The sequence below is a fragment of the Paenibacillus foliorum genome, from assembly GCF_013141765.1.
GTDB lineage: Bacteria > Bacillota > Bacilli > Paenibacillales > NBRC-103111 > Paenibacillus_S > Paenibacillus_S foliorum.
Map to the genome: position 1 here is coordinate 251,414 of NZ_WHOD01000087.1, position 11,310 is coordinate 262,723.

Sequence of the window (11,310 nt, forward strand, 5' to 3'; positions counted from 1 at the left end):
TCTAAATGGGCCGTGAGCCGTGTGGGGTTCGACCGACCGCCTTGATCTCAACGCGCGCTCGGGATCCGCGTTGAAAACATGGGATGAGGAACGTGGATGCGTTATTTTTTCATGCACACGTGATCAATTGAGTGGAACGGTACTACGATCCTTTATTTGTATCAAGAAGGAGCATTTTGTCAGGCGGAGACGAAATAACGCATCGTAGTTCCTGAAATCCTGAATTTGAGGGGATTCGAGACAAATAGCGAACTGACGTTCCGCAAGAGAGAGTTAGGAAGTAAGAAAGCGATGTAAAACAACTAGGGAAGGGGGTGAGGGGTGAATGAGATAACATTCTTCCTGATCGTCACCTCTGGTAACTGTCCGAGAATGCAGCCTACCATTGTAGTTGGTGTTTCCACCGCTGCAAGCATGATATCCAACAAGACCTTCAACAAGACATCCAACAGAGGCCGTAATCCTACACCCGATTCCCTCCGAAACGCATGAATGTATGGGATTAGAAAAGATCTGAGGCTATGCCTCAGATCTCATCATTAACCATTTTATAGAGGCCGCACTAATGTTGAAGAATGGCCTCTTTCTCAGACTTTTTCAATCCTTTAAAAACCAGCTCGTAGGAATGATCAATCATTTTGAATATCTCGGCCTCTGAAACAGAACCATCCAAGATAACAGTATTCCAATGACTTTTATTTAAGTGGTAGCCGGGAGTAATAGATGAATACTGCTGTCTTAAGCTTTCAGCAATAAAAGGATCACATTTCAAGCTGATGTTCATGAAATTATTTCGTTCAGAGATCAGCGCGAACATTTTGGATGCCACTTTGATCACTAAAACATCGACGCCGAAAGGGTATTCTTCAATGGATCCTTTTTTTGACAGAGCGTAGCTGGTTAACGTTTTGATGTCCATGTCTTAGTACCTCCAGAGTAAATTAATAATACCATTGTACAACTTAGACAGCATATAAGCAGTCTTATTCGAAGGAACTAGCTTAACTAGATGCAGGAATTCTAAGTATTACCGTTGTGCCTTCTCCTAAACGGCTTTGAAGCTGGATTCCGTAGGGGTCACCGAAATAAAACTGGATGCGGTCATGGACATTTTTAATGCCGATATGAGATTCATCAAGAGTATCCGATGGTTGTGTAAGACGATCGTTCAGACTCTGAAGCTGCTCCTCATCCATGCCAATCCCGTTGTCACTCACCATGATAAGCAGCTCATTGTTGGAAATTGTAGTTGAAACCTCGAGGATTCCTGGTCCACTTTGTCGTTCCAAGCCATGAACAATAGCATTTTCGATAATGGGCTGAAGGGAGAAGTGCATCACTTTAGCAGACTCGCTGCCAGGGGCTAATTGCTCCACATATTGAATTTTATCACCAAATCTCATTTGTTGGACTTTGACATATAAGCGAATCAGCTCGAGTTCTTCATGAAGGGGAACCGTTTCCTTCCCGGTTTGAATATGAATTCGGAATAATTTTCCGAGCAGACCTACCATTTCACTTATATCTCGCTGTCCGTTGATGACGGCTTTCATCTGAATAGATTCCAGTGCATTGGCGAGAAAATGAGGATTGATTTGGCTCTTGAGCGCCCCGAACTGGGCAACCTTCTGTTGAGCCTTAGCCATTGAGGATCTTTCAATATAACTCTGCAAGTCTTCAACCATCTTGCGAATGCCTTGGTAGAGCACGCCGAATTCATCCTGTCGGTCGCTGCTTAAATCAACATCGAACCTCCCCATCCCGACCAATTTTACTTGTCTGCTTAACAAGATGATCGGCTTGGTTACACGCGATGCTAATATGAACATGAATGAGATGGCGGTACCCAACGACAGGATAGCAAGGGCAAGAACAATTATGCGCAGTAATTCCGCTTGCTTCGTCATCTCTTTCTCACTAATATCTTGAATAACCTTCCAACCGGAATAAGGCGAGGTAACGAAATTAATGAACGAATCCGTACCAGCCAATGGCGCATAGAAACTATCCGTATCTGCGTTCAAAATTTTATTGAGCGATTGCTTATCCATATGGTCCGGTGGGTTTGAAATTTTTTGATTCCCGTCTGACGAATAAATAACCCCGCCTTTATCATCGATAATATTGAAATTCCGTTTGCTATTCTCCGATAGCTTTAAGATCTCACGCAACGAGTCCAACCGGATGTCAATAAGCATAATACCAAGCGGCTGCTTGCTGCCGATCTTGTTAATGACCCGAGCGATAGAGATGACCGACTCCCGGGAATTGACACGGTGAAACGGTAAATGAGCCCCAAATAATACGATTCCCCCTTTGCTCTCTACGGTTTGCTGATACCAGGCTTCGGATGTGAATTCCTTGGCATCGTAATCAGACCGGTTGAAATTTGCGGAGTAAAATACACGGTCGCCAACGTAAATTTGTACGCTATCGACATTTTTGATGGTCATTTCAATAGAGCTTATGAAGTGTTCGATTGCGTTTCTGTATTGTATCTGTTCATTTCCGGCATCACCAGTCGGATTCTGGGTCCAGTTTTCAAGTGCAATTTGAAGCTGACCATCGGTTTGCGCGTTGAGAGTTCCTTTTTCAATACTTTGCAAATACTGATCGATATTAAAGGACAGGTTATTTAAGATGAGATTAGAGCTGCTTTGATATTCATTCTTAACAGCTTGCAAGGAGAAGAGATAAATAATCGCTGATATGATCAGCAGCGGTATTGTAATAGTAAAGATCATAAGCACAAAAATCTGGTGATTCACATGTTTCATCCGATAGAGCTGGGAAACCCACCTTAATTTCTTCATTCTCACAACCCCAATTTTTTTCGATATTCAGTGGGTGTCATACCAGCTACACTTCGGAAGGTTTTCACGAAATGCTTATAGCTTTTATATCCGCACATATGGCAAACATCGGTGACCAAATAGTGAGGCTGCTTCAAGCATTCCTGTGCGTAACTTATTCGAATTTCGGTTACAAAGATCATGTAGTTTTTGTTTAATTTCTTTTTGAAAAGACGACTTAAATAAGAGGGATTATAGAAGAAACGATCGGCGACCATCTGCAGCGTCATATCCTGATCGATATTCTGCTTAATATAGATCTCGATTTCTTCGAAAACGAGAACATCTTGTTGGCTGGTCTGAAGGGATGTTTCCTGGTAAATGGTGCTAAGGTGAATCATCCAATCGGATAACCAGTCAAAAAGCGCTTCCAAAGATTCGAAATCATCCACACAAGACAAGGTTAAAAGCTTATCACTATAAACGCCGTCGATGTGAATTCCTTTGGTATTAGCAAAACGTAGCGTCACACTGATTATTTCCTGTAGAAATACAAGCCATTTATCCAGGGAAGAAGGTGTTATAGTTGAACATGTTTCTTGAGCTAAGCGCTTCATTAAGTGCTTGATTTGTGAATGATCCCCTTTTTCAAAATAGCTAAGAAGCTGGTTCTTATCTTTCTCATGGAGTTGTATAGCTAGCTCTTTGTTATGTAAGAATGAAGGGTCCTTTATTTGAGGCAGGAACAAATGGCTGCCCGATTCAACAAAACGCCTGTACAAATCTTTTTCTGCATGGCGTAGTGATAGGCCAATTTGTGATATTTCGTCTCCAATTCGGCCTACAACCAAATAAACAGAAGCATCGCATTCGAGACTAATTTGTTTAAGCTTATCATCCAGTTGGCATTCCACGTTGGGGCTTTCATTTTCAATTTCAATAGCTGCGACTTCATATACCGCAATCGCAAAATATTTTGATTTATAGATATAAGTAAATATATGTTTGGGGACGATTGTGTTAAAAATCAATTCGGCTGCTTCGTTTATAATCCTCTCAGCCTTGTCCCGCAACCAACGTCTTGCTTGATGAAGGGATGTCGTATGAGATACATAAGCTACTAGGAAGGGTTGATACAAGTATTCACCACTTGAATATCCGTAAAGCTGCTGGAGCGTCTCTTCTTCTAAAGCGGGTTCTTCTTCCAATAAAAGCTTAACCAGCTGGCTGCCTCTGAGCTTGATGCTTTCTTCTGCTTCCCGTTGCAGATTAGAACGATTTTGAAATTCCTGCTGTTTTTGCTTCAGATTGACTATGCATTGTTGAATAGTGGACAAGCTTTCTTCATATTGCATGGGCTTAAGTAAGTAAGCATGCACGCCCCCTAAACCAATAGCCTTCTGGGCATAATCAAAATCATTGTGTCCAGTCAAGATGATGAATACCGTATCGGGAAGCTCCTTACGCAGCTGTCGAATCATTTCAAGTCCATCCATTACAGGCATACGAATATCCGTAATAACCAGGTCGGGGCGTTCTTGGAGAGCGACTAGAATACCATCTTTACCGTTTTCTGCTTCACAGATCGTGTCAACTCCAAGTTCCTGCCAGGAGAAATATTGTTTCAGCCCAGCTCGTATAAGAGGCTCGTCCTCAACAATCATTAACTTATACATCCTATTCCCCCGAGTAAGAATAATGAAATAGTAGTGAAGATTTACTTTCGTCCTATTATACTAAATTATTAACTAGTGTCACATATGAATCAGAGTACTCCGTTGAACAGGTCAAAATACGACCATGAAAGGTAAAAGCAGAGGGATTTCTCTCTTTGTTTGAATGACATATGATTAGGGCAGGAAATGGAAGCGCTAAATCATTATTTCCGGCAACACAAAATTAGGGGGGGGTTATTGCATGCGAGATTTAAAGAAAAGTCTTATGACCGTAGCAAGCGTTGCACTTATTGGAACGCAACTGGCGGCATGTGGGAACACGACTGCAACAGAAGGAAACAAAAGCGTATCTACACCAGCTCCAGCGGCTGCTGATAGCGCGAAGCCAGAAGCCAAGCCCGTTGCCAAGCCGGTTGAAATTACATGGTGGAACTTTCCGAACTTCCAGCCCTTGGACGGGGAAGTTGGGAAATACGAAAAGCAAATCATTGAAGCATTCAATAAAAAGAATCCTGAAATTAAAGTCAATCTCGAAATGATTACTTTTGAAGGCGGACCGCAGAAGCTTAACGTTGCAATTGCCTCCAATACAGCCCCCGACGTTATTTATGACGCTCCTGGGCGTATTATCGATTGGGGTAAGAAAAAACTCCTTGCCCCACTTAATGATATCGTGACGACGGAAGTCCAAAAAGATATAGCCCCAGCATTCTGGAAGCAATCGATGGTAGGCGATCAGATCTATATGTATCCAATCAATACTGCACCTTTCTTGATGGCTGTTAACAAAACAGTGTTTGAAAAGATTGGCGCGCTTGATTTGCTTCCTCTAAAAAAACCTGACAGAACTTGGACGGTAGCCGAATACGAAAAAGCATTGCAGGCGGTTAAAGAGAAAGCTCCAGATATCATTCCTACTGGTTTTTTTGCAAAAAGCTCAGCAGGAGATCAAGGGACGCGTGCTTATATTGCGAACCTCGGCGTATCTAGATTTTTGAATGAGGATAATTCAAAAGTGGCTATTAATACCGATAATGCTGCTAAAGCCTTGGATTGGATTGTGAAAGCGACGAAGGACAAGCTGAGTGTTGCAGGTTCGGCATCCCTTGCAGCCGCAGATGTTAATGACTTATTCCTACAAGGGAAATTGGCTTTCACACTCAACTATTCACCTGTATTGAAAGCTCAAAACGTTCCCAATAAAAAGGTTCAATTCGAAGATGTACTGCTTCCTTTTCCAACCATGGATGGGTCGAAACCAAAGCTTGAGCCCTATCTTGGTGGCTTGGCCGTGTTTAACAACGGCAATGCAGATAAAATCGCAGCAAGTAAGAAGCTGGTAAATTTCATTGCTAATGATCCAGAATACGGCAAGAAGAATGTAATTCAAACTGGAGGATTGTCTGCACGAACTTCAATTACAGGCTTGTATAATGATTCAGAGTATAAATACGCGGAGCTTGCACGTGATTTTATTACAGATCCGCCAACAGTAGCAGATGGATATGCTGAAATTCGCACGTTCTGGTTCCCGGAATTACAGCGTGCTTTGTTAGGAACAGCAACCGGTAAGGAAGCGCTTGATACTTTTGCTGCGAAAGCGAATGAAGCCATCGCTAAAGCGAAGGCCCAAACGCCAAAGTAATGAGGGAACAAGGGGCAGCGTCTGTATGTACGCTGCTTCTTTCATCCAACAACTAGAAATGGGGGAAGGAAATGTTGGCAGCAATACGTAAGGCGAGAGGATATGTGATTCGCGACTGGTTAATGAGTTATTTATTTTTACTGCCAGCGCTTGGATTCTTCCTTCTTTTTGTCGCATATCCGATGCTTAAAGGATTCTATATCAGCTTTTTTGATTACACGCTAAGAAATTTTACATTTGTTGGATTCGACAACTATATTTCCTTACTGCATAATGAAACCTTTCTGAAGTCTATGAAAAATACGGTTTTACTTGTTGTTATTACAGTTCCAATTGTCATCCTATTCTCCATCTTTGTAGCTATGAATATTTACAAGACCAAGGAATTAATAAGATCATTTTTTAGAGGCGTGTTTTATTTGCCAGCTGTATCCTCCGTAGTAAGTATTACCGTTGTGTGGGGTTGGATTTATCATCCAAACTACGGCATTCTCAATTACATTACTGGCCTATTTGGGGCTGAACCGACACCTTGGCTTGGAGATCCCAAGACGGCCTTACTAGCCATTATCGCTGTATTGATAACTACTTCTGTTGGACAGCCAATCATTTTGTATGTAGCATCGCTGGGTAACATACCTACGTCTTACATTGAAGCTGCTCAAATTGATCGGGCAACACCATGGCAAATTTTCCTGAAAATCATTTGGCCGATGCTGATGCCGACGAATCTATATATTATTGTTATCACGACAATTAATACATTCCAGTGCTTTGCGCTTATCCAATTGCTAACCTCAGGCGGCCCGGTTTATAGTACATCTACTGTCATGTACGGTGTGTATGAGCAGGCTTTTATGCTCGGAAACTTCGGAGTTGCATCTGCCATGGGCGTTCTTCTTGCTATAGTAATCGGTATTATCTCGACCATTCAATTCAAATATCTTGGCAGTGATGTAGAGTACTAGGGGGAACATCATGAAATTATATCAAATAGGGGCTACCATACTGCTGATTCTCTCTGCGTTGATCTTTGTATTTCCGTTTTATTGGATTGTTACCGGAGCGTTCAAAATTCAGACAGTTGCTACGACGATTCCGCCCGAATGGTTTCCATTGAAGCCAACGCTGCAGAACTGGGTGGATTTATTTAAGAATCCGGTATGGCGCTGGACGTTCAACAGCTTTTTTGTTGCTTTCTGCGAAATGATAGCGGTCTGTGTGGTTGCTTCATTGGCGGGTTATGTTCTTGCTAAGAAAGTATTTCCAGGACGTAAAATTATATTTTCGATGTTTATTGCGGCCATGGCACTGCCTAAGCAAGTCATACTCGTTCCACTCTTCACCATGCTGGCTGATTTCGGATGGGTGAATACGTATCACGGACTAATCTTACCGGCAATAGGCTGGCCATTCGGTGTATTTCTAATGAAACAATTTGCTCAGACCCTGCCAAGTGAACTAATGGAAGCCGCGAAAATGGACGGGTGTTCAGAAATTCGGATGTTTTCCACTATTATTGTACCGTTGCTTAAACCTGCGCTTGGCGCTTTGGCTATTTTCACATTCATTGCAGCATGGAATGACTATTTCAGCCATCTAATAATGACGCGGTCTACTTCTATGATGACGCTTCCGCTTGGTGTGGCTACGATGCAGGGTGAATTTACAACGAATTACGGAATCATGATGGCCGGTGCGGCACTTGCTTCCATTCCTATGATAGCTATTTTCTTAGTCTTCCAGAAAGCTTTTACGCAGGGTATTACGATGGGGGCTGTTAAAGGCTAAGGATACAGGTAGGTACGAGAAATGAAAAAATGATGAGCTGTATTTCAAGCCAACAAATAATAAACGATAGCAAGACGTAGAAGGCGCCGTAGCAGAGATATCTGATTACGGTGTCTTTTACGTCTTGCGATCAGCCCAATAGCCCAATACGAGGTTTAACTTACTATCGTTCGCAATAATCTAGGGTCTCAATGCATTCGCTTTTTGTTTCTTGTCAATGTTTTTGATGTACCCATATGTTGTCCTTTAGCCAATATCGCCAATGTTCCAGGCTTCTTAACGCTGCTTGATTTCTTTGACATCTTCGAAGCGGTGCTTTGCCTCAGGGTCTTGGTTTTCATTGAATTCCCTAACGTCTGCGCTGTTGCTCTATTTCCTAACTTCTTTGGGTTTTCCATATTTCTTGCTCTTGAGGATTTGGTTGGTTTGTCTGTTGTTGCCGTTTTTATCGTTCTCATCGGACGGAGTGCTCTAGTGGGTTTACCCTGTTTTGAAGCTACAGCGGAAGAGGTCAAGACAGATAATGTTTTGGAGGTCTGATCGTATTCAAGCGAGAAGGATTTCCCAGGATGAAGTCCGAATTTGCGCAAGTTAAGTGGGGATAAACGAAAATCGCTATCCAATTCATTTTCTGGGATGAGAACCTTCATTCTTTGGCTGACTGAATTCACACGGATGGTTATGGTGGTGCCACGTGTTGTTGGTATACCTAACAAGCTTAAGAGAGAATACCCAATGATGATAGAACCCGTGCGGGTTTTGTTATGATCAGACAAAAGAAGCCCGCTGGCTCGACTTTTCGTCACGCGTTGCAATCGAAGATCCTTGGATTCCGAATCATAGGTTAGCAATACTCGGCTGCCGTCGTGAAGCCCGAAGGCTTTGGCTGTCTTAGCATTCATTTCTATATAGTTAAAAGCACATTCTGCGCCTGCTTCATGATTTACTACGACACTTTTCTCTATATCCCCTTGCTTAAGTGTTACCTCAGCTCCATCCCTAATAAGATGAAGGTCGTTGGGCAGTCCACCTCCACAATTGGCAACCAGCACTAATGAGTTTTCGTTTTGATCCTTCGAGACAATAACGTCCACGACGCCTTGTGCCACGTCTGTCACTTCCTATCCTTGTAATTTTTCCGAGAAGATATGCATGGCTTATGATATGAAGAGAGGAGGCCTATTGCTTGTATGACTGTACCCTATCTTATGTAAAATGAGGGAATAATGCCTGAAGAAGCTTAGGTTCCATTGTGCCTGATGTAGGTTCAACGTATACTATTTAGAATAACTCTCTCATAAACTTCAAGCAGCTACATACTAGTAAAAAGGGGTGTCTATATGGAACCAAGCATACTGATTAACGAAGCAAGAGCATTTGTAAAAAAACAACTGGAAAGCGATTCTAGCGGCCATGATTGGTGGCATATCGAACGGGTTACTCGTACGGCGCTTATCCTTGCAAAGGAAGAAGGTGCAGATCTATTCGTTTGTGAGCTGGCAGCACTTCTTCATGATATTGCTGACGAGAAGCTGAATCCTTCCTTGGAGGCAGGATTGAATAAGGTGAGAGATTGGCTATCCAGCCAAGGCGTACAAGAGGAAGCGGCAGAGCATGTGATGCAAATCATCAGTACCATGTCTTATAAAGGCGGGAATAATCCACGTGTAACGACCAAAGAGGCACGAGTAGTTCAGGATGCTGACCGATTGGATGCCATCGGCGCTATGGGAATAGCACGAACGTTTGCTTATTCAGGCTGGAAAGGTGATCTGATCTACGATCCGGAGCAGCCGTCGCGAAGGGAAATGACGAAAGAGGAATATCGGCATGGAAAATCGACGGCAGTGAATCATTTTTACGAGAAGCTGTTGAAGCTTAAAGACCTGATGAACACGGAAAGTGGAAAACGGATGGCTGAGAGCAGACATAGTTATATGGAAAGATTTTTAGAGCAATTTTATGAGGAATGGGATGGTCGGGATTTAATTCAGCGATAAGACTGGGCAGATTGCTGTTTATCTAACTCAAGAGTACGGAACTGACTAAAGAAGACCGGTCCCTGCATCCAGGAGACCGGTCTTTGAGTTGATTGACTTAAGATCACTCTTATTACAGATGAAAAGCCAAGCTTCGTTTCTCTGGATTAAACGACACGATTGCGTTGGAATACCACAGCATTACGGGATGTTCCAATGATCACAAAGCCGTTGCGGAGCAGACAGTTTGCAGCCCGTCTTACCCGACTGTTAATGGTTAGGAAGCCCAGGCAAGGACTGGCGCTGCCTATTACACAGAAACCTGAGATGATGCGAACACCTGAAACGTTACGAATTCGGATTGTAACCAAATCGGTTTGTATGCGGCTTGATTTAGCCATAATATCACATCCTTTCCTTCCATTCTGATATAGTAAATGCTAGAAACAGTCGCAGGGAAACGGACAAACCACCACAATGCAATGAATTCCACATTGTGTACAGGTAAGCGCCAACACTATAAAAGAAGGAAAGCTTGTGGATAAAAGGGAGTTTTGGAAATGATAAGTGGACAAACCTATGGGGGAATTGACGGATGCAGAGGAGGCTGGATTGCTGTTACGATTTCAGCTATGTCCGGTGATGCACGAACGCATTTGTATAGTTCTCTTTTTGAATTATGGAAGGAGCTTAATGAGGCAGAGTTACTGCTGCTGGATATGCCAATTGGATTGAAGTCGGCTGGAAGGGAAGAACGGCGCTGTGATCTGCTGGCGAGGCAATTGTTGAGGCCGAAGAGAACTTCGAGTATTTTTCCAGCGCCAGTGCGCGGGGTATTAGACGCCGCTGACTATGCAGAGGCCAATGTGATTAACCGCCGTATGGGGGAAAGAGGGTTATCTAAGCAGACTTGGCATCTGGTACCCAAAATTCGTGAGGTTGATAGTTTGCTTCGCTCTGACGAAAACGCATGCAATATATTCAGGGAGGCACATCCCGAGGTATGCTTTGCTTCGTTATTCGGCGCTCCTATGACTTATAATAAGAAAACGGAAGAAGGTTATCGCGAAAGAATAGACTGGTTGCTCACAGTATTTCCGAAAGCGGATAAGTTCTTAGAGCAGGCAATGAGCCAATACCGTCGAAGTGCAGCGGCGCGGGACGACCTGGTTGATGCGCTTGTGCTGGCAGTAAGCGGAGTTATCAGCAGGGGGGAATTAAGCTCTCTTCCCGATCCGCCAGAGCAGGACATTTATGGTATCCCTATGTCAATTTGGCATGCTAAGCGAGACTTGTGAAGCAGGCGTGCCAGCAATTGGATTGATTCGAGCTGATAATGTAACATAGAGGAGATAGACAAACGTGCTTGTCTTTGAGGCTTTCGTAGCCGTTTGCCCTTGATTCAAGCTTCTATTGGAGGGATTATG

At 43.2% G+C, this 11,310-nt stretch carries 11 protein-coding genes; 6 read left to right on the forward strand and 5 right to left on the reverse strand.

The annotated features are described in order from the left end of the window. Positions 1 to 321 precede the first annotated feature (321 nt). Positions 322 to 492, forward strand: a complete 171-nt coding sequence (locus GC093_RS23540; RefSeq protein ID WP_171654347.1) for a hypothetical protein — start codon at positions 322 to 324, stop codon at positions 490 to 492. A gap of 70 nt (positions 493 to 562) precedes the next feature. Here GC093_RS23540 and GC093_RS23545 read toward each other — a convergent pair whose 3' ends face one another. The 3 genes from GC093_RS23545 to GC093_RS23555 form a co-directional block, all read right to left on the reverse strand. Beyond that, positions 563 to 919 (reverse strand): MmcQ/YjbR family DNA-binding protein, encoded by a 357-nt coding sequence (locus GC093_RS23545; protein WP_171654348.1) that lies wholly within the window; start codon positions 917 to 919, stop codon positions 563 to 565. 82 nt (positions 920 to 1,001) lie between these two features. Continuing rightward, complete coding sequence (locus GC093_RS23550) at positions 1,002 to 2,813, reverse strand: cache domain-containing sensor histidine kinase (protein ID WP_171654349.1); 1,812 nt, start codon at positions 2,811 to 2,813, stop codon at positions 1,002 to 1,004. Positions 2,814 to 2,815: 2 nt separating this feature from the next. After that, a complete protein-coding gene (locus tag GC093_RS23555) occupies positions 2,816 to 4,468 on the reverse strand; it encodes a response regulator transcription factor (protein WP_171654350.1) in 1,653 nt (550 codons plus the stop codon). A gap of 241 nt (positions 4,469 to 4,709) precedes the next feature. Between GC093_RS23555 and GC093_RS23560 the strand changes: the two genes are divergently transcribed. The 3 genes from GC093_RS23560 (at position 4,710) to GC093_RS23570 (ending at position 7,904) form a co-directional block, all read left to right on the forward strand. Further along, positions 4,710 to 6,113, forward strand: coding sequence for an ABC transporter substrate-binding protein (locus GC093_RS23560; protein ID WP_246315120.1), 1,404 nt, complete (start codon positions 4,710 to 4,712; stop codon positions 6,111 to 6,113). Positions 6,114 to 6,184: 71 nt separating this feature from the next. Then, positions 6,185 to 7,081 (forward strand): carbohydrate ABC transporter permease, encoded by an 897-nt coding sequence (locus GC093_RS23565; protein WP_171654351.1) that lies wholly within the window; start codon positions 6,185 to 6,187, stop codon positions 7,079 to 7,081. Between the two features lie 10 nt (positions 7,082 to 7,091). Then, complete coding sequence (locus tag GC093_RS23570) at positions 7,092 to 7,904, forward strand: carbohydrate ABC transporter permease (protein WP_171654352.1); 813 nt, start codon at positions 7,092 to 7,094, stop codon at positions 7,902 to 7,904. A gap of 188 nt (positions 7,905 to 8,092) precedes the next feature. Here the strand turns inward: GC093_RS23570 and GC093_RS23575 are convergent, their stop codons facing one another. Continuing rightward, a complete protein-coding gene (locus GC093_RS23575; protein WP_171654353.1) occupies positions 8,093 to 9,013 on the reverse strand; it encodes a hypothetical protein in 921 nt (306 codons plus the stop codon). A 231-nt stretch (positions 9,014 to 9,244) separates the two neighbouring features. On the opposite strand from GC093_RS23575, the gene GC093_RS23580 reads away from it, so the two are divergent. Continuing rightward, positions 9,245 to 9,904: an HD domain-containing protein gene (locus tag GC093_RS23580; protein WP_171654354.1), complete on the forward strand. Its 660-nt coding sequence runs from the start codon at positions 9,245 to 9,247 to the stop codon at positions 9,902 to 9,904. Positions 9,905 to 10,050: 146 nt separating this feature from the next. Here the strand turns inward: GC093_RS23580 and GC093_RS23585 are convergent, their stop codons facing one another. Then, positions 10,051 to 10,284 carry a hypothetical protein gene (locus GC093_RS23585; RefSeq protein ID WP_171654355.1) on the reverse strand — a complete coding sequence of 78 codons (234 nt, stop codon included), beginning with the start codon at positions 10,282 to 10,284 and terminating at the stop codon, positions 10,051 to 10,053. Positions 10,285 to 10,443: 159 nt separating this feature from the next. On the opposite strand from GC093_RS23585, the gene GC093_RS23590 reads away from it, so the two are divergent. Next, positions 10,444 to 11,181 (forward strand): DUF429 domain-containing protein, encoded by a 738-nt coding sequence (locus tag GC093_RS23590; protein ID WP_171654356.1) that lies wholly within the window; start codon positions 10,444 to 10,446, stop codon positions 11,179 to 11,181. The last annotated feature ends 129 nt before the right edge of the window (positions 11,182 to 11,310 follow it).